The sequence below is a fragment of the Thiocystis violacea genome, assembly GCF_016583565.1.
In the GTDB taxonomy this organism is placed as follows: domain Bacteria; phylum Pseudomonadota; class Gammaproteobacteria; order Chromatiales; family Chromatiaceae; genus Thiorhodococcus; species Thiorhodococcus violaceus_A.
Map to the genome: position 1 here is coordinate 69,363 of NZ_NRRF01000006.1, position 23,431 is coordinate 92,793.

Genomic DNA, 23,431 nt, shown 5'->3' on the forward strand with positions numbered 1-23,431 from the left:
CACCGAGACCTCTTCCGCAGACGCTGATGGCATCCGGTGCATTTTTGAAGCACGATTTTCGCCTCACCGCAGTCCAATCGGGCAAAAGAGCGGCATGGCAGGCCATTTTCCGCCCTCGCGCACCAGGGCGCCAAGACCAATCGTTCGGAAGGGGGTGAAGCCGCTCGCATGACACCCATCCCTGGCGACGCGCCGAGCGGCTACTTAAACACGCCATGCCGACGCCGTCCACCGGGTTGCAGCGACTCGACGACTCGATGAATCGAGCGGTCAGCGCGCCGGGCACGGTCTTTGGGACGTCACCCTTTCAGACTAGAGTTCACATTCAGCGACAGTTCGCATTCAGGCTAAAGTTCGCAACCAGCCGTTTCCAGGAGCCTCTAACGAGATGCCAGTGCCATTCAAGGAACACCCCCTACGCCATCAGGCCGTTGCAGAGCTGCACGCGCGCACCTATGAGCCACTGTGCGCGCCCGAGCGGATCTCCCACATCACCGCCGTCTCCGGGGAGCGCGGCAGCGGCCGCAACCTGCAACACTTGCGACTGCTGCTCGAGCATTTTGGGCTGCCCGCCCCGGAGAAGGTCGACCAACACTACCGGGCGGAACTCGGCGACATCCGCCTGCTGTGGGAGCGCCACACGGAGTTCGTCACCTATACCTTCAGCAAGCACGGGCGCTTCGTCCACCCCTTCGCCTACCCCGTGTTGCGCGAGCTGCCGGAGGAGTGGCTCGCCAGTCTGCCAGGCGAGGTCGTCTCCGCGGTCTCGCTCGCGCTCGAACCGCGGGACACACCCGAACGCTCGCCGGAAGAACTCAGCGAACTCTTCGCCGGCCACGTCGTCATCGGCTCCGAGGTGGTGGGTGGCGCCGCGCGCGCCTGGTCGGATCTGCGCATCCACAGCGACGGTTTCTCGCGCATCCTGTTGCGCGATCAGGGGCTGGCGAACAATCAGGCCGGCCGCCTGGCCAAGCGCGTCCTGGAGGTCAACTCCTACCGCGCCATGGCCCTGCTGGGCCTGCCCCCCGCGCGCGAGGCCAATCGCATCCTGAGCAAGGCGGACAGCCGTCTGGTTGTGGTCGCGACCACGATGTCCAGCGAGGAGCGCGCCGAATCCGACGCGGAGAAGGCGCTCCTTGCCGAGCTGACCGCACTCGCCGCCGAGATCGAGACGGTCGCCGCGCGCACCAGCTACCGCTTCGAGGCATCCAAGGCCTACTACGGCGTCGTCGTGCAACGACTCGATCAGCTGCGCCAGCGTCGCATCGAGGGGCTGCAGACCTTCACCGAATTCCTCGACGCGCGACTGGCCCCGGCGATCGCCACCTGTGATTCGACCTCGCATCGTCAGCGCGACCTCGCCGAGCGCGCGGCGCGTCTGACCAGCCTGCTGCGGGCCAGGGTCGAGGTCGAGCTGCAGCGACAGAATCGCGGGTTGCTGGAGTCGATGAACCAGCGCGCCAAGATTCAGCTCAGACTGCAGGAGACGGTCGAGGGCCTCTCCGTCATCGCCATCGGCTACTACGGTGTCGGTCTCATCGGCTACTTGCTGAAGGGGCTCGAGGCACACGGTATCCCGATCGACGCCAGCTATGGCACGGGATTGGCCGCGCCGCTCGTGGTCGGTATCGCCTGGCTCGGCATCCGGCGCATGAAGGCACGCCTGCTAAAGTCGGAGGGCGTCAAGGAATAACCAGCGGGCGCAGGGTCAGTTCGCCGGCGGCCAGGACGACCTCCATGTACTTGAGATAGGACATGCCGAGCAGAACCTGATCGCCGTGCATGTTCGGCAGCACCGTGGCCTTGACCTGCCTCGCCTCGAGACCGCCCACGTCCACGCTATCCAGCCACGCCGACCAGCTCTGGACGTTGCCGTTACCGGTCTTGCTGACGCCGCCGGGGTTCAGGCGCAGCGCGAGCTTCTGCGCCACGCGATAGGGCATGGCGACGTCGGCGGAACCGGTATCCACCAGGAATTCCACCGCCTCGCCATTGATGCGGCCCGTCGTCACATACTGACTGACCTGGTTCTGCTTGAGGACGACCTGCGGAATGCCCGCGTCCCCAAGATAGGCGACGGGATGGGGGTTGGGATTGCCGCGCGTGCCCGTCTGGCTCAAGAGGACGGCGACGGCCACGCCGCATGTGGATAGAAGGATCAACCCGCGATACTGTCTCAGCCAAGACATCTTCAATCCTCGATCTCTGGTTCTTCCCGCGCAGAGCATGACCGAGCCACGACGACCAGAAAGCAGCGAATACCGCGATGGTTGGAGGCACGCTCGCCGCCCTCAGGACAGGGGGTCAGGATCTGCGATGACGACCGAAGGTTACCCGGAAACCCCACGACTGACGAGGTCATGGACCTGGCCAAGGGCCATCAAACACCCTCATGCGGGCGGAGGATGAGGGTATTGCCGCGCTGGATCATCTCCAGATGTCTCAGATAGCTCATGCCGAGCAGCACATCGTCCCCTGGCATGTTGGGCAGCACGCTCGCCCGCACCTGCCGCGCGACCAGCCCGCCCAGCTCGACGCGGTCGAGCTGGGTGCTCCAGGTCCGCACGGTACCGTTGGCGGTGTTGGACATCCCGCCCGGACGCAACGGCAGCTCAAGTCGCCGGGCCAGCGGCAGCGGGAGCGCCACGTCGGTGGCACCGGTATCGACGAGGAAGCGCACCGGCACGCCATTGATCGAGCCGGTCGCCACGAAGTGGCCGGCCCGGTTGCGCTCCAGCACGACCTGCGGCACCCCGTCGGCGCCCTGTGACAGCGCGGGAGTCGGATTGGGGTTCTCCTGACGCTCGAACAGCCGCTCGAAGAACATCGCCAGCAATGCCAAACCGACGATCCAGGCGCCGAAAAGCATCGCCCGACCGATCCGCGACGGGAGATCGTCCCGGCTGGGCGGGGATTCGGTCATCTTGATGGAAACCGCAGGATCCCAGCGCACCAGAGCGCCCAGCGAGGGCGCTGGACGCTCATGAGCGGGACTGGATCAACGCGGCACATAGCCCAGCTGCTGCCGGGCCGTGCGCTGGAACTCCTGGCGGTAGTAGGACGCGGCGCTCTGGCCGTTGGCCGCGACGTCATAGACCTTCCAACCGCTGCCGGAGTCGGACATGCGGAACTCCAGCCGAGTCGGATAGGTACCCGCCTGCATCACGACGACATTGATGTTGACCGCGCCGCGCGCCCCACGCCGCGGCGGCAGCATCTTGATCTGCTGGCCATCGTAGCCGGCAAGATTGCGCGCAAGCGTCTCGAGGAAATTCACCTCCAACTGCCCCGCGAGCGCCTTTTTCTCCTCCGGCCTCATGCCGGCATAGGCCGGTCCGGCGACCCACTGCGCCATATAGTCGAAGTCGAAGTAAGGGGCGATCTCGCGGTCCAGGAAGGCGGCGACCTGCAGGTTGTTGGGACGCTCGTCCTGCCCGAGGAACCCGAGCAGCTTATCCATTCCCGCCTTGAGCTGGGTACTGGCCTGGAGCGCCGGATTCATGGCCTGCGCGGACAGCCCCGCGGCGCCGGACTCAGCGGCTGGCGACACCGGCGCCGCGGACTCCGCCGATGGTGCTGGCCCGGAGGACGGTCCCCAAGACGGCATGCCGGGCGGCATCCGCTCCGCCCCCCAGGGCGCGCCCATCGGGCCGGAATACCCAGGCCCCGAGGGAGGACCAAAGCCATAGGGTTCAGCAGACAAGGGCGCCACCACGGCGGCGCACAGGATCAGAGACAGGGTCGCACGAGACTTCATCGAATTCCTCCAAGCTTATTGGTATACCGAACGAACGGTGTCGCGAGGTTGCCAACCACCCAGGCGAAAAGCAAGCCGCAAGCGCGGGGCGTAACGCCCGCTCCGCGAACCCCTGCCTGCCCCATGCTCGAAGGTCCGCGCATGTCAGAGGCCAGGAATCGCCTGAACGCCGGATGATCGCTGACCACTATACTCATGACGACAGGCAGCGACGCTCATCCGGACGGAGGCAGCAAGACAGATGTCACTCACACCCCTGCATTACCGCGTCGTCGGACAAGACGACTACATGCTCGACATCAGCGTCGATTCGGCCGGGGCCTACCGAATCGACTGCGGCGACCATACGAGCCATACACCCCGCCAAGGCCAGCTGAACGAGGTGGCGTGCAGCAATCTACAGGCCCTCATCGACACCCTGGGCGCGCCACGCGAGCACCCCGCGCCCGAGGGGACGACGGGCTTCGTCGCCACGCTCAGCGTCGGCTCACCACCGGAGATTCGCCGCTATCGCATCTGGGAGGGCGCCTTGGAGCAAGAGCCGGACATCCTGGCGCTGGTGCGCGCCCTGGAGGTCATCTGAATCACGCGGTCAGGCGCCGATAGATGTCCGAGACCTTGAGCGGCAGACTGGCCACATCCGCAATCACCGTGTAATTGGCCGATCCGTAGAGATGAGGCAGGTAATCCGCGCCCTCCGCGTCGATGGTGATGCAGAAGGGGTGGATGCCGGCGAGACGCGCCTCGAAGAGTGCCTGGCGCGTATCCTCGATGCCATAGGCGCCGCGGTACTGGAGGTCATAGTCGTCCGGCTTGCCATCCGAGAGCGTGATCAGCAGGCGCGTGCGCGCCACTTGCTCCGCAAGCAATCGGGTCAGGTGACGGATGGGCGCACCCATGCGCGTGTAGTCGCGCGGCGCGATCCCGCAGATCCGCGCCTTGGTGGCGTCGTCATAGGGCGCGTCGAAGCGCTTCACGGCATAGACCTCGCAGCGCTTGCGCCCCCAGCCCGAGAAACCGTAGATGGCGAAGCGCTCGCCCAGGGTGTCGAGCGCCTCGGCGAGCAGGATCAGCGCCTCGCGCTCGGCGCAGTTGATCCAGCCCCTGGTCGAGCCGGACATGTCGACCATTAAGGCGACCGCGATGTCGCGCTCGTCCCTGTGCGAGCGGGTGAAGAGCCGATCGCTCATCTCCAGCCCGGCACGCACGTCCGCGTAGGCATCGACCAGGGCGTCGATGTCGACGTCCTCGCCGTCCTGCTGGCGCTTCAGGCGCCGATCCTCGCCGCGCAGCACCTCGAAGGTGCGACGCACGGATTTGATCAGCCCGGCGTAGCGCCCGAGGGTCTGAGGGTAGAAGTCCGGATCATCCGGCTCGACCTCATGCTCGCGCAGCACACACCAACCCTTGCGATGATGCTGGCGACTGAAATCCCATTCGTCGTAGAGAAAGGCGCCATCTTCGCGGTCAGTCCCGGCCCGGACGGCGCGGGGGTCTCTTGCCGGCTCCGCCGGGCGCGGGCGATAGAGGCCCGGACCGGCCGCGATCAGATCATCCGGCGGGATCTCGCCCTGATCCTGGATGATGCGCTCCATGATCGAAACCCGATCGGCCGGAGGCGCAATCGCACGACCGTCCAGCAGCAGGTCGTAGCCAACGCCATTCACCCCCGCGAGGTCCTCCTTGCGCCGCACGGCAAGCCGCTCGCGCCTCTCCTGGAGCGTCTCGGCGTCCCTCTCCCCGGCCGCGGGAGAACGCCCGTCCTGATCCTCGACCAGCCGAGCCAGGGCGACGCGGAAGTCGTCGCGCTCCTGCGCAACCCGCCGCCGCATGCGAGCGCCGACCGCTGCGGGCTGGAGGACACCGGCGTAGCAGCAGACAGGAGGCGCACCACGACAGACGTCGAGCAGGCGCAGGCTGTCGCGCACCGTGGCGGAGGGCTGTCGCAGCGCATCCGCGGGCGCGCACCAGAGGTCGGGCTGATCATCCAACTCGCCCCTGAGCCCCAGCATGTCGCGGTGCAGACCCGGGAAGTCCCGTTGAAGACAGGCATCCAGACGCCGCGTCTCGAGTGCGTGCAGACGCGCCAGCTCGCCAGCCGCCAGCCGTCCCTGGTCGCTGGCCTCGATCAGCCAGCCGCCGCGCCAGGTTCCATACCAGCTCTGCGCCCAGAGGTGCACAGCCATGGCCTTGTAGAGACGGAAATTGGAGGCCCGATCCGCAAGCCGATCGATCACCGGCGGCAGGAACAGCGTCTCGGTGTCCGTATAGACCTGCTCGGCGACCGCGATCCTGAGGGGACGGCCGTTGAGACCGCAAAGGAAGCGCTCCAGGACGCCGACACAATCGTCCAGGACCACCCCTGTCAGTCGCTCCTGGCGATGCACGGCACAGTCGGTGGCGTCCTGAAGCGCTGGCATCTGGCCCTGCTCGTCGTCGAGATCCATGGCGTCGGTGCGATTAGCCTTGCTTCGCATGCGCCTGACTGCCGCACGCTGGGCGACGGCGCGACAGCGCCCCAGCGCTGCACACACGACTCATCGCGCGGGCGTTTCCCGCCCGACGGGATCGGAACCGCCGGTCTGTTGTTCACCGGAAAGCATCTGAAGCCCCGCGGGGGCGACCGGCGACGCGAAGAAGTAGCCCTGGGCGGCCGGGCACCCCTCGCGCCGCAGAAAATCCAGCTGCTCCTGGGTCTCCACGCCCTCGGCGACGACCTGCAACCCGAGCCCATGCCCCAGTGCGATGATGGTGCTGACCAGCAGATCGCTCGCCGACTCCTGCCCGATCTCACGGATGAAGCTCTGATCGATCTTTAGGGTATCGATCGGCAGATGCTTGAGCAGCGAGAGCGACGAATAGCCAGTGCCAAAGTTGTTGATCGCCACACTCACGCCGCGCTTTCTGAGGGTGGTCAAGGTGTCGATGAGACGTGGATCGCGGGCCAGCAGCAGGCTCTCCGTGATCTCCAGCTCGATCGTTCGCGGCGGCAGCTCGGCGGCGAGCGCGAGCAGCTGCTCGACCAGGCCCAGATCGCTGAACTGAACGTCCGAGAGGTTCAGCGAGACGGCGGGCGGCTCACCCGCGGTGGACCAGGCCGCCACCTGACGCCCCAATTCATCGATCACCCAGGTTCCCAGGGGCAGAATCATCCCGGACTCCTCCGCCACGCGGATGAAGGCGGCCGGCTCGAGCAAGCCAAGCTCGGGGTGCTGCCAGCGCACCAGGGCCTCCAGCCTGAGGGTCTCGCCGGAGGCAAGGTCGATCACGGGCTGGTAGTGCAGCCGCAGCTCGCCGTGTTCGAGCGCGCGACGCAGGCCAGCCTCGATGTCCAGCCTGTGCGAGGCGATCTCGCCCATGGTGGCGGTGAAGAAGCGGAAGGTGTCCCGGCCCGCCAGTTTGGCGGCATAAAGCGCCGTATCCGCGTGCTTCAGGAGGGTCTCGGCGGATTCGCCATCCTGCGGGGTGAGCGCGATCCCGATCGACACCGTGCAGACGATGATCCGCCCCTGGCAGTGGAAAGGCTCACGGAACCGCGCCAGGATATGCTCCGCAACGCGGCCCGCCGCGCGCTCCGCACCCTTCCCCTTGAGGATCACGGTCAGCTCGTCGCCACCCAGGCGGGCGACCGTGTTGGCGATCCCCGCGCCACGCACCCTGTCGCCCGCGGTGGCGTCGTCCACCGCGACCTGCAGACGCCGCGCGGCCTCGCGCAGCAGCTCATCGCCAACCCCGTGACCGAGCGAATCGTTGATGCGTTTGAACTGGTCGAGGTCCAGATAGAGGAGCGCGAGCCGGTCCTCGCGCCGCCGCGCGCGCGTGAGCGCCGCGGCCAGGTCTTGATTGAACTGCTGGCGGTTGGCGAGCCCGGTGAGGCTGTCCTGATAGGCCAGTTGATGGATCACGCGCTGACGGCGACGGCGCTCGGTCATGTCCCGCAGCAGCAGAATGACCTGGTTCTCGTCGATCGCGATGAGACGGGCATCGAAGAGGAGCGGTTCACCCTGGGCGTCCGCCAGCTCAAGCTCGAGCTCGCGCACCCCATGCTCGGCCAAGGTGCCCTCGAGCTCCTTGAGAATGAGCGCGCGGAGCGACTCCGGCAGCAGGTCGGAGAGATCCGCGACAGGCTCATCCTCACGCCCGGTGATCTGCCTGAGGAGATCCGCCGACTTCTGCTGGAGCACGCGCCCCCGCCGATCCAGCCGCATCAAGGCGTCCGGGATGGCGGCGATCAAGGCGCTGTTGCGCGCCTCGCTGCGATGCAGCGCGTCCAGGGTGGCATGAGCGCGCAGCAGATAGCGGATGCGGTGCGTCAGCAGATGCCAGTTCACCGGCTTGGCATGGAAGTCCGTTGCGCCGGACTCGTAGGCGTGCTCGATGGCGGTCGTGTCCTCCTGACCCGTCATCACCAGGAGGGGAATCAGCTCCAGGCCAGGCAGGCGGCGCAAGCGTTTACAGATCTCATAGCCGTCCATGTCCGGCATCACGACGTCGAGCACGATCAGGTCCGGACGCTGGAACCGGACGGCTTCCAACGCCCCCTGACCATCACGGACCCCGGCGAAACGCAGGCCCGCACGCTCGAGCACCGCCTGCGCCACGGCGTGGATGCCGGGATCGGCATCGATCACCAGGATCAGCGGGCCGTCGCGCAACAGGGGCAGCTGCTCGGGGGCTTGGCCCAGGCCGGTTGCGCTCGGCTGCGCCGCCTCCAGGGGGCTGGACACCTGGCTGCCGGACGGCCCCCGCGCGTCGCCGAGACGCGCCTGGACGGCCGCGCTGGTCTCGCCGTGGATCCGCTCCAGCAAGGCCAGGAGATCATCGGGCGGAAAATAGGTGCAGCCAGCCGCGGAGAACTGCTCGAGACGGCCACAGAAGGTGCTCATGCGGGTCGCGCCCAGGATCCTGGCGGCCGAGCGCAGCGAATGCGCCGACTCGGCGATCTGCTGCGGCCGGCCGGCCGCGAGGCCCTCGCGCATCCTGGCCACCAGGCCGGGCGCCGAATCGAGAAAGCTGTGAAGCAACCGCGCGGTCAGCGCCCGTCCGGTCTCTGGGTTGATGGCCTCGACCTGCCCCAGGGGCTGCGGATCCAGGATCTGGAGCGCGTCGAGACCATCGAGCCTCAAGGCCTCGGTGGGAGGCTGCTTGCCGAGGCTGGAAAGCCGGTCCAGATCGGTTTCGTCGTCAGCCTCGGCCGCGCCGAGCGAGCCCAAGCCACGCTCACGCGCCCAGCGCATGAGGGTTGCGCGCAGCGCGTTGAGCGACAGGGGCTTGGTGAGATAGTCGTCCATGCCAGCGGCCTCGCAGCGCTCCTGATCGCCTTCCATGGCGTGCGCCGTCAAGGCGATGATGGGCACCTGCCGCCCGGGCTCCGCGGACGTCTTCAGCCGGATGCGTCGGGTCGCCTCGTAGCCATCGACGGTGGGCATCTTGCAGTCCATGAGAACGAGGTCGAAGGGCTCGGCCAGGAAGGCGTCGATGGCCGCCTGACCGTCGAAGACGATCCGAGACGTGCAGCCCAACACCTCCAGCATGGCCCTGACCGTGTCTTGATTGGCCGCGTTGTCATCGGCCACCAGCACCTTCAGCCCCAAGGCCAGGCGCCGCTCCACAGCTGGGGCAGCGGGCGCTTCCTCCCCTTCCCCTGGCGCGGGCGCGCGACCCGAGAGGCGCGCCAGGCACTGGATCAAGAGGTCGCGGCGAACTGGCTTGGTGAGATAGTCCGCGGGGCGGATGCCGGCGATCCGCTCGGACTCCCACCCCGGACGCACGGGGATCAGGAGCACCGGGCGAACCTCTCCTAACGCCGGATCGCCCCGCCCTCGCGAGCGCGCGATCAGGCGCTCGACGCCCGGCAGCTCCGGATCCAGCACCAGGAGGTCAAAGGCCGCGCCAAGCGAGCGGGCCTCCCGCAAGGCGATCTCGAGCGCGTCCATGCTGGCACAGGCGACCACCTGCGCGCCCGCCCCGCCCAGGTAGCCGGCAAGCACCCCGCGGCAATGCTCACGCGGGACGGCAAGCAGCACCCGCAGGCCAGCCAGCTGAGCCGCGCGCGCCGGCGCTGGCGCATCCCATCGGGTGACGGCGAGCGGCAGCGAGAGCCACAGGCACATCCCGTGCTCGCCGTCCATCTCGATCCCTGTCGAGCCGCCCATGAGCCCGACCAGCGCCTTGGCCAACCCCAGCCCCCGCGCGTCGGTCTCGGCACCCGATGCCCCCTGTTCGCCGGTCCGTGCGAAGGCTTCCAGATCCTGGTCGTAGATCACGGAGACCCTGTCGACCCGAGACGCCACGACCTCGAGCCGGATCTCTGCCCGGTCGATCTCACGCGCGCGCAGACGACCGCGGACGATCAACTCGCCACCGTCCGCGCGCTTGAGCAGGTTCGCCAGCAAAACGCCGAGCGCCTGGCCGATCCGGGCGCGATCCCCGCGCACGCGATCGGGCAGGTCGAGGGCGAGATCGCCCGTCAGTTCCAGCCCCTTGGCTTGGGCGCGCTCGGCGTAGAGGTCCAGCACCTCTTCCACCCGTTCGACCAGATCGAGCTCGGTCTCCTCAAGGCGCATCCGGCCAGATTCGATCTGGGAGATGTCGAGGATATCCTCGAGTGCGCCCTGAAGCAGACGGCTCGAACGCATCAAGACCGCGGTGAAACGCCTCTGCTCCGGCGTGAGATCCGTGCCCAGCAGCATCTCGCTCATCCCCAGGACACCGTTGAGCTGGGTGTGCACCTCGTGACTGATGTCGGCGAGGAGCTGACTCCCGCCGAAACCGGCCTGGACGGCCCCCTGGGGCGGACCAGCCACTGGCGCCTGCGCGCGCGCCTCGCCAGCCAGACGCTCAGCGCCGTCGGCACCGTCCAGCGGCGGCCGGGACAGGTCCTCGGCAGGCGCCCTGGGCAAGCCCGCAAGCAGGCCGCCCGAGCGCCGAGCCACGAGCCACCCAGCCAACGCCGGCACCACCACCAGCACGCCCGCCAGAAGCAGGGCACTGAGGAGCGGGTCAGCGACCATGGACCAGACGGCGAGTGCGCTCGGAACGGCCAGCAGCAGGGAGATCAGGCTGGTCAGCAGACTGATGCGCCCCAGTGTGGCGGCGACCGACGGAGAGGAGGAGGTATGCATGTTGGTGAGTCCCGTGGAATGTCCCTATCGAGGCGCCGATCGCCTGCCCGCGTGGCAGTCGACCCGCTCACAACCGGAAAACGCGTTTTCCGGGTCCTTCATTCTCAAGCGCCCGCTCGCCCGAGCAGGGGGGGAAGGCCCCGCCCAAGCAGGGGAGGCGGGCGATCGACAGCGCGTCTCCCGCTCGTCATCCGGCCAGCTTGCGAACACGTCCTAGGCGGACCGATCGACCGACGCCGCCGCGGAGGGCGCCTCGGTCGTCTGCGGCTTGGCGCCCCATTGCTGCAGCAGCGCCGTCAAATCGACCAGCTTGAATGGCTTGCTGAGGAAATCGTCCATTCCCGCGGCCAGGGCGCGCTCGCGGTCGCCGCGCATCGCGTGAGCCGTCAGGGCGATGATCGGCACCCGGCCACCCTGGCGCGCCTCACGCGCTCGGATGCGGCGCGTGGTCTCGTAGCCGTCCATAGAGGGCATCTGGCAATCCATGAGGATGAGATCCGGCGCTTGCTCGGCCAGTGCCGTCAGCGCCACCTTGCCATCCGCACAGAGGGTGACGCGGCAGCCCAGCGCCTTCAACATGCTGTCGATGACCTCTTGATTGACCTCATTGTCCTCCGCCACCAGGACGTTGAGCCCAAGATTGGGCTGCCCCCCGGCCGGCGCGCGCCCAAGCTCCGGCCGGGTCTGCGCCGCGCGCAGGCGACGTCCTTCGATGATAGCACTCAGATAGGCGGCCAGCCCGCTTGAGGCGACAGGCGTCGCGAGCGTGCGCAACCGTCCCCAGGCATAGTCGACACCTTCGCTCAGCGCGTCCGGGACCAGGACGGCGGCGCCGGACGCCTGCTCGATGAGATCGCGCAGCACGCGCCCCGCCGGCACCTCCAACGCCGGCAGCTGGGCCTGCTCCAGCAAGAAGACGTCGAAACCACGCCCCCACATCGCCTCGTTCAGGGCCAGCTCCATGGCGTCATGCAGATCGACACGGCAGGTCAGCTGCAGATCCCAAGCCGCGCACTGTCGCTCCAAGTCGGCTTGCGTGCGGGGATCCGATGTCACCAGGAGCACCCTGAGTCGGCCGAAATCCCGCGGCTGGTCCGCCACCCGCCCCGGCGATTTTTCGAGCGGCAGGTCGATGCGGAAGACCGACCCCTGCCCCAGCGCGCTCTCCACGGCGATGTCCCCTCCCATGAGCTCGACCAACTGCTTGCTGATACTCAGGCCCAGCCCCGTGCCGCCGTAGCGCCTAGAGGTGGACGAATCCGCCTGACTGAAGCGCTCGAAGACAGGCTCGCGCTGGTCCGGCGCGAGGCCGATTCCGGTATCCGCAACGGCGATGCGTACCCGCCGCACGGCCGCCGTCTCCTCCAAGACGGAGAGCGTCAGCTGCACGCTTCCCCGCTCGGTGAATTTGATGGCGTTGGAGAGCAGATTCGTCAGCACCTGCTGCAAGCGGCCCGGATCGCCGCGGACCCAGCCAGGAAAGCCGGCGGGAATCCGGGCTCGCAACGCGAGTCCCTTGGCTCGGGCGCTCTCGTGCAGGAGATCCAGGGTGCGATCGAGAATGGCGCAGAGGTCGAAGTCCAACCGCTCGAGGTCCAGGCGGCCGGCCTCGATCTTGGAGAAGTCCAGGATGTCGTTGATGATCGCCAGCAGGGATTCGGCGGACACCTGGATCGTCTGGGTGAAATGCTGCTGGCGTGCGTCCAGCGACGTGCCAGACAAGAGTTCGGCCATGCCCAGAATGCCGTTCATCGGGGTGCGGATCTCGTGACTCATGGAGACCAGGAACTGCGACTTGGCCTCACTCCCGGCTTCCGCCGCGTCGCGCGCCTTGCGCAGCTCCACATCCCGCAGCTCGATCTGCTCCAGCATGGTATTGAAGGCCCGCATCAGGGTGCCGAGTTCGTCCTTCTGGTGGGCGTCCAGCCGAACGGAGAAATCCTGATGGGTCGCGGTACGCCCCATGATCTCGGCGATTTCGCGGATTGGCCCGGAAATAAGCCCGTGCAGCCGCGCGGCCAGCAAAAAGGCGATGCCCGTCCCGCCGATAAAGACCAGGAGCGCCACCAGCCCTTGATAGAGGATCCGCCGGCTCAGTTCCGTGGTGTCGTACTGAAGGTCCATGTAGCCGAGCGTCTTGCCGTCGACGAGCACCGACATGTGCAGGTCGAGATAGCCGGACCTGAAGCTGAGCACGGGTTCCACGCCGCCGCCAGACGCCTGCGGCTCCCTCGCACGAGCCGCCTGCGCCTCATCGACCAGCGTCGCGAGGCGCCCGGCGTAGCGAGGGCGCGGACTCAGGTAGTCGGCGAAGAGCTGCCCCTCCGCGGTGAGCACCTGAATGCGGATGACGTCCTCCTCGCTACCCAGCGCCGCGAGGATCTCTTCGGCGGCGCCCGGATCCTGAAACGCGAGCGGCGCCGCCATGTTGATGGCCGCGACGCGCGACAGCGCACCGACGCGCTCCACCAGGGCATTGCGCATGCTGATGACGTCCATGACGATGACCACCAGACTGGAGATCCCCAGCACCACGGTGGTGACCAGCATCACCACGGCGATGACCTTCCAGCGCACCGACACGTCTCTGAACAGGGACGACATCCCGCTATTGCCCCTCGCGTGTCGCCAGGATGGGCAGCGGCCAGCGCCGCGCGCTGCCGCGGATGACCTCGCGCAAGGCCGCCTCAGGATCGATCACCGTCTTGCCCCCCTGTGCAGGCCAGCCCGATCATGCGCTCGCGGAGCTGGCCGCGCTGCCGCCCTGAGGAAGGCCGCGCAAAGACCCCAGGGAGCGGTGACCGAGAGGCTGGATGAAGAGCGCTCCGCGTTGTGCAGCGGCCGTAAGGAAGCCCCTTGCTCAGACACAGTGGGTGAACGCGCGCCGAGATGGGCAGATCCCGCAGCCGCGTCTGGGACAGGCCGACTTGAGCGAGTGAGTGGCGCGGTCCGTGATCACGACCTCCCGTTGGCCGATTCTCACCGGCGCTGGTCAATGGGTGCGATGACCTGGATGCGATGCAGCGCTGGACAACGCCGCGTCAGTCGCGCCTGATCGCCAGGGTAAGAACCTAAGATCGCAAGAATTGGCAATCGAATCGTGGCCGCCTCCATGGACACAATGATAGGGGTCTCGCTAAGATTCGTCATCAACCATCCGGGCGATTCAGACCACCTCGCGGGCTGCTCGCTCGGTGCTGGCTTGGCCGGAGTGAGCCAGCCGTTTTCAACGTCGCCGCCCCATGACCCGATTGCCGCTTGACGATACCCACGTTCGAGGTTCTGGTGGAGACTTCACGAGCCTCAATTCGAGCGTATCCCACAGAGAGGCCTTCATGGCGACGGCACCGCTCTTCCGGCTGGCAGCGATCCTCATCGTGACGGCCTTCAGCCTACCGGCAACGGCCACCGAGCAGCGCAGTTCAGTGACCGATCCCCGCCGGGATGACATCAAGGGCAACCGAGCCGCGAAGGCCGATCTCCTATCCGTCATCGACGAGGCGTCTACGCTGGCGACGAAGACGCGCATGAACGCCGACTATGTGCCGGGTATCCTGAGCGTGCTGGACGGCGACGAGCTCGTTGCCCTGGGGGTGCACACCGCCTGGGAGGCCCTGGAGCTGGTTCCCGGGGTGCAGATCGACCGCAACAACAACGGCGGACTGCGCGTCGCGATTCGCGGCTTTCAGCATGCCAATGGCAACGTCAAGCTGCTGCTCAATTCGGCGCCGATGAACAATGCGTTCGGCGGCTACTCGAACATTCTCTACATCCCGGTCGAGCAGGTTGAGCGCATCGAAGTGATCCGCGGCCCCGGCTCCGCCATGCATGGCGAGCACGCCTTCGCCGGTGTCATCAACATCATCACCCGCCAGCACGAGAACCGCGCCCATCTGCGCGCCGGAAGCGGTGAGATGCATGAGGCGGGAGCGGTCTTGTCAGTCGATGACCCCAAGGGCGATTGGCGGCTCAGCCTCAATGCCGCCGGCTGGGACAGGGATGGAGTCGGGGTGACGGCGGGAGTCGACCGGCTCTACGCGCTCGGCCTCGGCGAGCGCTCCCAGGCCCCGGGCAGGATCAATAACGCCGAGAACGATCGGCTCGCCGTGCTCTCGCTGGACTACCAGCACTTCTCCTTGCTGGCACAGTACAGCCGCAACCGTGGCGGCAGCTTTTTCGGCGCGCTGAACGTGCTGCCCGAGGAGAGCGAGGGTCCGGACGCCTCCTTCTCCGAACAGACCCTGGTCCAGGCGCGCCAGGCCTTGGCGCCAACGGACACGCTCAGCGCGGAATTCAAGCTCACCTGGTCGCAGTACATTGGGAAATGGGCGGAGGAGGTGCTCCCATCCGGAGTGCCCTATCCCTTGGACTCCCAGATCATCTATCCGGACGGCGTCTTCATCGCGGACTACATCAGACTCAGCCGCCAGGAGGCCGAGCTCGATCTCGACTGGCGCGGATGGAGCGGGCATCGCTGGCAGCTCGATCTCTCGGCGGCCAACGTCCAGATCGACGACGCCTGGTGGGCCTTCAATAGTGACCTGGACACCTCTGAGCCGCTGGCGGCGCCGCGTCGCTACAGCGGAGACCAGAACTTCATCGACGACGGCGCGCGGCGCTCGACCCGCAGCATCGCGGTGCAGGACCAATTCCATCCCTTCGCCCCCTTGGAGATTACCGCCGGTCTGCGCTATGACAGCTACAGCGACGTCGGCGACAACCTCTCGCCTCGCTTGGCGGCGGTTTGGACCCTCAGCGACACGCATCTCATCAAGGCCCAGTATGCGGAGGCCTTCTTCCCCCCAACACTCTTTCAGGTCTATGGAAACCCTGGTACCTCGGGCTTGCGCGAATTCGCCATCGAGCCCGAGACCGTCGCCACGAGCGAGCTCGGCTACATCTTTCGACGAGGGAACAGCGTCGCGCGCGCCACGCTCTATCACTCCCAGGTCAAGAATCTGATCGTCATCGAAAACAGCAGCTATCTCAACCGCGGGCGGGCACGTCTCCAAGGGATCGAGACGGAATGGGAGCAGCGCCTGAGCCCGACCTGGAAGGCCGTGGCCAACCTCAGTTACAGCGAGACCCAGGACGAAGAAATCGGCGGACCGCTGGCTGGCGCGGCGGACTGGCTGGGCAACCTCAGTCTGCTCTACCGTCCGCGCCCGGACGTCCTGGTGAGCAGCCATTGGCGCTATGTGAGCGATCGTCATCGCTCGGCGGAGGACCCGCGCAGCGATCGCCTCCCCGGCTACCAGGATCTGGCGCTAACCTTGAGCTGGTTCGACCTTGGCGGCCCGGGGCTGACGCTGCGCGCTGGCGTCAAGAACCTCCTGGCACAGGAGATCAAGTCGCCCGCGGCCGCCTACACCTACGCCAATGACTACCCGCTGCTGCAGGAGCGCACCTGGTGGGTACAGCTCTCCTATCAATGGCGGTAAGACAGCCCCCCGCTCGGCTCGACGCGCGCCACCATCGCCAGCCTGGTCCTGGACGACCTCGATCAGCGCCGCTCTGCGTTGCGCGATTCCGGCACCAGGGTCGCGAGGCGCAGCAGCTTGGAGCTGATCCGAATCCCGGTGCGCGTCGCCGCTTGGCGGTTGATCAGCGGATGCAACTGACCGCCTTTGCGGACCAACGCCACCATCCCGCCTTGGTGCACCAGCGACTCCATATCGCCGACGGTGAGCACCGCGGCGCCCTTCACCGCGGCAAGCACACGCGCCGCGGGCTCGGCCGCCGAATGGTCGATATAGAGGATGTGACAGCGGCGCCACTGCGCCGCGTCCTCGGCATCGACGAGCTGCAATGGCCGGCCCGCGGCCTTTTCACCCGCGAGCATCCGCCCCAAGCTGGAGGACAAGGCCGGGTTTCCGAGCACGCAATAGCGCAGGGGCGCGGACGGCGAGTCGAAAGCCGAGGACGGCCACTCGATGAAGAGCGCGAAGTTGAGCAGAAAGGTCGCCCGCACATCGGTCTCGGCGAAGGGCTGATACGCCTGCGCCGCGTCGAGGAAATAGGACTTGAAGCGAATGCCGGCCCGGCGCGCCTGCGCCAGGTTGACGAAGGGTAGAACACGGTCGGCCACAGAGATGCCGACCACGGCCCCCTCCTCGACGGCGCCGGCGAACGGCGAGAAGACGAGTGCGCGCTGGCGCTCCGACCAGAGGCGCAGACGGCGCGGCTCCATGCCGACACTGGCAATGAAGATCCCAGCCGGGCGCTCCCCGGCATAGGCATCCAGATCCGCTGCCGAGAACACCTCGACGCGCAGCGGATGACCGCCAATCCTCGCCATGGACGCAAGGCTGGCGGCGGCCTCCAGCGCAGCGGCCTTGGAGTCCTCATAGACCACCAGCACCAACAGACTGCCGTCCGGGCCGAGATGCCTATCGAGCGACTCCACCGCACCGAGGCAGGCCGGGAAGAGCTTCAGGCCAAGCTGCATCCGTTGAGCGTCCTCCCGCCACAGGGCCGGGGTGGCCGCCTCGGCGCCCTGAGGCACGAGCAGGACTTGGGCACAGATCACGAAGCCCAGGAGTGAGGCATGAACCAAGGCACGGATGCGGCAACCCACCGCGGCCCATGCGCCGAGCAGCGCCCGTCCGAGCCGGGTGACAGGCGCCGAATGATCGAGCTCGCGATCCGCTGCACCCTCACGCATCATGCATCCCGTGCGTTGCGTCAAAACTTGATCTCGATCGGTAGGGACAGCTCGCGTTCGCCGCGCCGCGCATTGGGCCGCGCGGGACGCAGTGACAGGCTCGCGACGCGAGGATTTGAGTCGGTCGCGCCCGAAGAGCACCAGCGCCGCATTCACGCTAAACGCCAGACCAAGCGCGTTGTCGCCTCATTATAGGCATCCACCTCCCTGGGCCGAAACCTGATCGACGCAGCGGCCGACAATGGGGCTCAGGATCATGCCGAGGTGGTCCAATGGCGGCGGACAGAGCCTCCGGCTGCGGTGCGGATCGGCGGGATGGGCAACGTCCGCGCGCTTCGCCAGCGACGAAACAGCAACCCTCTCGTGGCAGCCGCTCCGCGGTGCCACGCGCGACACGCGCGCTAGACGCTGGCGGCGGGGCGGATTGAGTGAGAGGTGGGACGCAAGTCCGCGCGCATGCACCCTTTGGCAAGACAGGTCTTTATCGGCAGAATGAGCGTGGTCGGAACGGTCGGTGATATCAGCACAACAGGAGAGAACTGATGCATAGCTTTCATCCCCGCGGACATGGTCGCGCGCTGGCCTTCGCCATGAGCGCGCTCTTTGTGATCGCCATCGCTGGCTGCGGCCAGGACACGGAGCCTCAGCAGCAGGCCGAAGGCCCCGCGGAACGCATGGGCAAGGAGCTGGACACGGCCATGCAGAAGGCCTCAGAGCGCGCCGACACGGCGATGAGCGAGGCCAACGAGCGCATCAACGCATCCATGCAGGAGGCGCAATCCAAGCTCGACAATGCCGTTGGCGATGCCAAGGCCGGCCTGGGGACGGCCGCCGAGCAGGCCGCCGAAAAGCTGGAGGCGGCGAGCGAGAAACTCAGCGGGACGACGGACGCGCAGGACGAGCATCAACCTGCGTCTGATTGAGCCCGGTCCGGGGGTGCGTCGTCGGATCGACGCCCCTCGGACCTCGGACAGCTCCGCGAATCGGTGACGACAAGACTCGGCGCGGAGTGTCGCGAAAGTCGCTGAGGGACTCAGAACAGTGAAGCGCTCAGCTCCCGGATGGCGAAGAGCATGTCCGGATCATCGGTGAGCGCCTGAGCGATGGCACTGCGGTAGGCAACCACGGGCTCCACGCCGCCGACCATCAGCTTCGCCGCATGCACCAGCAGACGGGTCGAGGCGCCTTCATCCAGACCCTGCCCCTTGAGGTTGCGCGTCATGTGCGCGAACCTGACCAGCTGCCGCGCCTGAGCGGCATCGATGCCGGATTCCTTCTCGACGATCTTCTGTTCCAGCGCCGAGGCCGGGTAGTCGAACGCCAGGGCAACGAAGCGCTGGCGGGTGGACTGCTTGAGGTCCTTGAGCACGCTCTGATAGCCGGGATTGTAGGAGATCGCCAGACAGAAGGTGTCCGGCGCCTCCAGCAGCTCACCGACCTTTTCCATCGGCAGCACACGGCGATCGTCGGCCAGCGGATGAATGACTACGGTGGTGTCCTTGCGCGCCTCGACGATCTCGTCCAGATAGCAGATGCCGCCGGCGCGCACCGCGCGGGCCAGCGGCCCGTCCACCCAGATGGTCTCGCCACCTTTCACCAGGAAACGGCCAATCAGGTCGGACGCGGTCAGATCGTCATGGCAGGAGACGGTGATCAGCGGCCGCTTCAGCCGCCACGCCATGTGCTCCATGAAGCGCGTCTTGCCGCAGCCGGTCGGCCCCTTGAGCAGGATCGGCAGCCCCTGGCGGTAGGCCGCATCGAAGACCGCAATCTCCTCACCCACCGGCTCGTAGTAGGGCTCGTCCCGGATGAAGTATTCCTCGGGCTTGAGGACTCTCAACGCATGCGGCACAGTCGGCCTCCCATCGTCGCGCGCTCGGGATTGTCGGCTGGAAACAGCTGGGGAACCTCAGCCCGCCAAGCGACCTCGATGGGCGCTCGCCATGGCAGACGCCTCGGCAGTCCGGCGGCATCATACTCAGCCAAAGGGCGCGACAAGGCCCCTGGCCGTTGGATCCAGCGAAATGGGCATGACAAACCTCGCACGCGGTCAGCGCCGCCGCGAGCCGCCGCCGAGCAGCGAACCCATGATGCCGCGCACCAGCTGCCGCCCGATCTGGGTTCCGAGCGAGCGCATGGCGCTCGTCGCGAAGGCCTCGATCGGACTCTGGCGGCTGCTGGTGCGCGTGCTCGGCTGACGTCGCGGCGACGGCGCGGAGGAACCGCCGCCGCCGCGTCCAAAGTCGTCCGGGAGGTCCGGGATCTCGGGCGCCTCCGTGGCGGATGCCGCCTTGCGCCCGCGCTCCTCGAGGATCTCGTAGGCGGAGACGCGATCGACGGGCGCATCGTAGACGCCATTCACCAGGGACTGAGCCATGACGGCCGCGCGCTCCGCCTCGCTGATCGGCCCCAGCCGACTGCCGGGCGGTGCGACGAAGACCCGTTGAACCCTGCTCGGGATCCCCTGATCGTCCAGGGTCGAGATCAGCGCCTCGCCGACGCCCAGGGCCGTGATGACCGCCTCGGTATCCAGGTCCGGATTCTGGCGGAAGGTCTCGGCCGCGACGCGCACCGCCTTCTGATCCTTCGGGGTGTAGGCCCGCAGGGCATGCTGGACCCGGTTGCCGAGCTGGCCCAGCACGGACTCCGGAACATCGAGCGGGTTCTGAGTCACGAAGTAGACGCCAACTCCCTTAGAGCGAATCAGCCGCACCACCTTCTCGATGTTGTCCAGCAGCACCTTGGGCGCGTCGTCGAACATGAGGTGCGCCTCGTCGAAGAAGAGGACCATCCTCGGCTTGGCCGGGTCGCCGACCTCCGGTAACTCCTCGAAGAGTTCGGAGAGGAGCCAGAGCAGAAAGGTGGAGTAGAGCGCGGGGGCATGGATGAGCTTGTCCGCCACGAGGACATTGATGTAGCCGCGCCCTTGCACGTCGGTCTGCATCATGTCCTCCAGCGCCAGCGCCGGCTCCCCGAACAGCTGCTCCGCGCCCTGCTGCTCCAGTGCCAGCAGACGGCGCAGGATGGCGCCCACGCTGGCCTTGGAGACATTGCCGTAGCGGGTCTGGAGGCTGTCGGCCGTGTCCGCGACGTGCGCCAGCAGTGCCCGCAGATCCTTCAGATCCAGCAGCAGCCAGCCGTTCTCGTCCGCGACCTGGAAGACGATATTGATGACGCCCTCTTGCACCTCATTGAGATTGAGCAGCCGCGACAGCAACATAGGTCCCAGCTCGCTCACCGTGGCGCGGACCGGATGCCCCCGCTCCGCGAGGATGTCCCAGAACATCACGGGGTTGGCGGCATAGGCGAAGCCATCGCCCGCCTCCAGCCCCATCTCCGCGACCCGCTGGGCAACCCGCGGATTGTCACCTCCAGCCTGGCTGATCCCCGCAAGATCGCCCTTGATGTCGGCCAGGAACACCGGGACACCCATGCGGCTGAACTGCTCGGCCAGACGCTGGAGGGTGACGGTCTTGCCCGTCCCGGTGGCACCGGCGACCAGGCCGTGACGATTGGCCATGCCGGCGAGGATGGAGACGGCCTGGTCGCCCTGCTGGCCGACGAGGATGGAAGTTGTCATTGACAGCGCTCCGTGTGGTTCTGATAAGTCGTGTCCGGCCGCGAGTATAACCCGCCGCCATTGCCGCCCCGCCGGGAACGAAAGACGGCCCTGGCGGTTCTGAGTATCCCGATTCGAAGCCCGCTCACTTCACGCGACTAGCCCACTTCACGCAATTCGCCCACGTCACATCACTAACCCACTTCACATAAACAGAGAGATCACCATGTTGTACAAGCGTTTCAGTTGGTTGACGGCGTTGCTCGCCGCACTCCTCCTCTCAGTCGGCTGCTCCGAGGCGGCCGGGCCGAATCTGTCGCCGGAGGAGGCGCTCGCCAAGGCCCAGGCGGGCGAGATCACGCTGATCGACATCCGCACGCCGCCCGAGTGGCGCCAGACCGGCGTGGCCCCGGTGGCGCAGCGGATCGATATGGCGGACCCGAAAGGTCCTTCCGCCTTCTTGAGCAAGCTGCTCGACAGCGTCGGCGGTGACAAGTCGGCCCCGATCGCGCTCATCTGCCGCACCGGCAACCGCAGCACCTATCTGCAGGAGCAGCTACAATCCGTCGGCTTCACCAATGTCTACAACGTGCCCGAGGGGATGGCCGGCAGCAAGGCGGGGCCGGGCTGGATCCGCCGCGGCCTGCCCATCCAATCCTGCACCAACTGTTGATCCGAGGATGACCTAAGTCATGCGACTCCCCGTCGACGAGGCAACACGCAAGGCGGCCAAGGCACCGCATGAGCTGGCGATGGTCAATCTCATCGTCTGCAACCTGCTGATCGGCGTAGCCTTGCTGGCGGGGTCCATGGCGCAACCGGATTCGGCGATCGCGCACTTCAAGTGGGTCGCCCTGGCGGCCCCCTTGGTCGTGTCGCTGACCGTCATCGGCATCACCTGGCGGCGCGCAGCGGGCGCGCAGCGGCGGCACTGGTTCGTCAGCGTCCACTGGCGACTCGCGACCTCGCGCTACCGCTTGGTGCTGGCGTCCTATGTCGTCTGCGCCGCCATCCTCAGCCTGGCGTGGCTGGGGGGCGCAAACGAGGCCGACATCGAGGCACAGGTTCAGGGTCTGTCCCCCGCCATGCAGGAGATGGAGCGGCACAAACTGGCGTCGCAGGACATGGGAAGCGCCGTTTGGGCGCGCCTCGGCGTGGTGCCGCTGCTGCTGGCCGTCATGGTCAGCATCATGCTGGAGTCCGGTGCCATCGAGCAGGCAGGCCGCGGCGAGATCCCGGATGCGCTGGCGGAGCGTTTCCCGCCGCCTCCGGAGTTGCAAGGCGACACGGAGAAGGCGCCCTGAGACAGCGCAGACACTGGACCTGAGCGTGCAGGTTATCCTGGCTTCGCGGTTCAGATCAGGGCGCCACGGAATCAACAGCCGATCCGACCATCAAGACCGATCGCAACACCAATGCTTGTCCCGACACCAATCCCCGTTCCAACGAATTCCCGTCCCAACGAAGCCCCAATCCCAACAAAAACACGAATCGAGGAATCATGATGTCCACATCGAACCGTTTGATCGCCGCTCTTCTGCTCGCCGCCAGCACGGCCACGGCATTTGCCGCCAACCCCAAGGTTGCCATGGACGTGAGCATCGGCGGCAAACCCGCCGGAACCATCACGTTGGAGCTTTTCGCCGATGTCGCGCCCAAGACCGCCGAGAACTTCCGCGCACTCTGCACCGGCGAGAAGGGCGAGGACCTGAGCTTTGCCGGCAGTCCCTTCCACCGCATCATCCCCGGCTTCATGATCCAGGGCGGCGATTTCACCAATGGCAATGGCACGGGTGGCAAATCCATCTACGGCGAGAAGTTCGCGGACGAGAATTTCGAGCTCGACTTCACCGGACCGGGGCAGCTTGCAATGGCCAACGCCGGGCCGAACACCAACGGCTCGCAGTTCTTCATCACGGTCGCCGCCACACCCTGGCTGAGCGGTAAACACGTCGTCTTCGGCAAGGTGGTGGAGGGCATGGACGTCATCAGCGCGATCGAAGCGCAGGGATCCAACTCGGGCCGCCCCGCCTCGCCCGTTACCCTGGAGTCTTGCCGCCAGCTCTGACCGGGCGGAAGACGCCGAGCGGTCGCGGGATGCACCTGAAGCGTGCATCCCGCGCACCGGTAGCGGGCAGAACAGCCGAGCGGCGCACTTTTGCCCAAGTTGGGAAACCGTCCGCAGACAGCAGACGCGGTAGGTGCAAAGCTGCATGCAGCTGCCGGAATGGGGATCGCGCGATCGGCGCACGGGTGCCTCCATCCTCGACCGAAATTCGACTCGACCTTGATTTCGGCGCGTTTCGGCAAGACTTTTGCTTGAGAGA

General features: G+C 66.8%; 16 protein-coding genes. 7 read left to right on the forward strand and 9 right to left on the reverse strand.

Annotation, left to right across the window (positions count from 1 at the left end):
* Nucleotides 1–388 precede the first annotated feature (388 nt).
* Nucleotides 389–1,693, forward strand: coding sequence for a DUF3422 family protein (locus CKO23_RS04165; protein WP_200328497.1), 1,305 nt, complete (start codon nt 389–391; stop codon nt 1,691–1,693).
* Here CKO23_RS04165 and CKO23_RS04170 read toward each other — a convergent pair.
* The 3 genes from CKO23_RS04170 to CKO23_RS04180 all read right to left on the reverse strand — a co-directional run bounded on the left by CKO23_RS04170 (nt 1,683) and on the right by CKO23_RS04180 (nt 3,757).
* Nucleotides 1,683–2,189 (reverse strand): retropepsin-like aspartic protease family protein, encoded by a 507-nt coding sequence (locus CKO23_RS04170; protein ID WP_200328498.1) that lies wholly within the window; start codon nt 2,187–2,189, stop codon nt 1,683–1,685. The genes CKO23_RS04165 and CKO23_RS04170 overlap by 11 nt on opposite strands.
* 191 nt (nt 2,190–2,380) lie before the next feature.
* Nucleotides 2,381–2,923: a retropepsin-like aspartic protease family protein gene (locus CKO23_RS04175; RefSeq protein WP_200328499.1), complete on the reverse strand. Its 543-nt coding sequence runs from the start codon at nt 2,921–2,923 to the stop codon at nt 2,381–2,383.
* Between the two features lie 75 nt (nt 2,924–2,998).
* Nucleotides 2,999–3,757: an MlaC/ttg2D family ABC transporter substrate-binding protein gene (locus CKO23_RS04180; RefSeq protein WP_200328500.1), complete on the reverse strand. Its 759-nt coding sequence runs from the start codon at nt 3,755–3,757 to the stop codon at nt 2,999–3,001.
* Between the two features lie 241 nt (nt 3,758–3,998).
* Between CKO23_RS04180 and CKO23_RS04185 the strand changes: the two genes are divergently transcribed.
* Entirely contained in the window at nt 3,999–4,340 is a 342-nt protein-coding gene (locus CKO23_RS04185; protein ID WP_200328501.1) for a hypothetical protein, read from the forward strand.
* Nucleotide 4,341: 1 nt separating this feature from the next.
* On the opposite strand, the gene CKO23_RS04190 is transcribed toward CKO23_RS04185, so the two are convergent.
* The 3 genes from CKO23_RS04190 to CKO23_RS04200 form a co-directional block, all read right to left on the reverse strand.
* The gene (locus tag CKO23_RS04190) at nt 4,342–6,234 is read right to left on the reverse strand and encodes a nitric oxide reductase activation protein NorD (protein WP_200328502.1); all 1,893 of its coding nucleotides are present in this window, start codon (nt 6,232–6,234) and stop codon (nt 4,342–4,344) included.
* A gap of 60 nt (nt 6,235–6,294) precedes the next feature.
* Entirely contained in the window at nt 6,295–10,881 is a 4,587-nt protein-coding gene (locus CKO23_RS04195; protein WP_200328503.1) for an EAL domain-containing protein, read from the reverse strand.
* Between the two features lie 213 nt (nt 10,882–11,094).
* Nucleotides 11,095–13,485 carry an ATP-binding protein gene (locus tag CKO23_RS04200; protein WP_200328504.1) on the reverse strand — a complete coding sequence of 797 codons (2,391 nt, stop codon included), beginning with the start codon at nt 13,483–13,485 and terminating at the stop codon, nt 11,095–11,097.
* Between the two features lie 731 nt (nt 13,486–14,216).
* Here CKO23_RS04200 and CKO23_RS04205 point away from each other — a divergent pair.
* Complete coding sequence (locus CKO23_RS04205) at nt 14,217–16,322, forward strand: TonB-dependent receptor plug domain-containing protein (RefSeq protein WP_200328505.1); 2,106 nt, start codon at nt 14,217–14,219, stop codon at nt 16,320–16,322.
* A 62-nt stretch (nt 16,323–16,384) separates the two neighbouring features.
* On the opposite strand, the gene CKO23_RS04210 is transcribed toward CKO23_RS04205, so the two are convergent.
* A complete protein-coding gene (locus CKO23_RS04210) occupies nt 16,385–17,545 on the reverse strand; it encodes a YfiR family protein (protein ID WP_200328506.1) in 1,161 nt (386 codons plus the stop codon).
* Nucleotides 17,546–18,087: 542 nt separating this feature from the next.
* On the opposite strand from CKO23_RS04210, the gene CKO23_RS04215 reads away from it, so the two are divergent.
* Nucleotides 18,088–18,468 (forward strand): hypothetical protein, encoded by a 381-nt coding sequence (locus tag CKO23_RS04215; protein ID WP_200328507.1) that lies wholly within the window; start codon nt 18,088–18,090, stop codon nt 18,466–18,468.
* Nucleotides 18,469–18,578: 110 nt separating this feature from the next.
* On the opposite strand, the gene CKO23_RS04220 is transcribed toward CKO23_RS04215, so the two are convergent.
* Together CKO23_RS04220 and CKO23_RS04225 are read right to left on the reverse strand one after the other, a co-directional pair.
* On the reverse strand, nt 18,579–19,397 hold the full coding sequence (locus tag CKO23_RS04220) for an AAA family ATPase (protein ID WP_200328508.1): 819 nt from the start codon (nt 19,395–19,397) through the stop codon (nt 18,579–18,581).
* A gap of 198 nt (nt 19,398–19,595) precedes the next feature.
* Entirely contained in the window at nt 19,596–21,125 is a 1,530-nt protein-coding gene (locus tag CKO23_RS04225; protein ID WP_200328509.1) for a helicase HerA-like domain-containing protein, read from the reverse strand.
* Between the two features lie 205 nt (nt 21,126–21,330).
* Between CKO23_RS04225 and CKO23_RS04230 the strand changes: the two genes are divergently transcribed.
* The 3 genes from CKO23_RS04230 (at nt 21,331) to CKO23_RS04240 (ending at nt 23,172) form a co-directional block, all read left to right on the forward strand.
* Entirely contained in the window at nt 21,331–21,777 is a 447-nt protein-coding gene (locus CKO23_RS04230) for a rhodanese-like domain-containing protein (RefSeq protein ID WP_200328510.1), read from the forward strand.
* Between the two features lie 19 nt (nt 21,778–21,796).
* On the forward strand, nt 21,797–22,408 hold the full coding sequence (locus CKO23_RS04235) for a hypothetical protein (RefSeq protein ID WP_200328511.1): 612 nt from the start codon (nt 21,797–21,799) through the stop codon (nt 22,406–22,408).
* Nucleotides 22,409–22,608: 200 nt separating this feature from the next.
* Nucleotides 22,609–23,172: a peptidylprolyl isomerase gene (locus tag CKO23_RS04240; RefSeq protein ID WP_200328512.1), complete on the forward strand. Its 564-nt coding sequence runs from the start codon at nt 22,609–22,611 to the stop codon at nt 23,170–23,172.
* Nucleotides 23,173–23,431 lie beyond the last annotated feature (259 nt).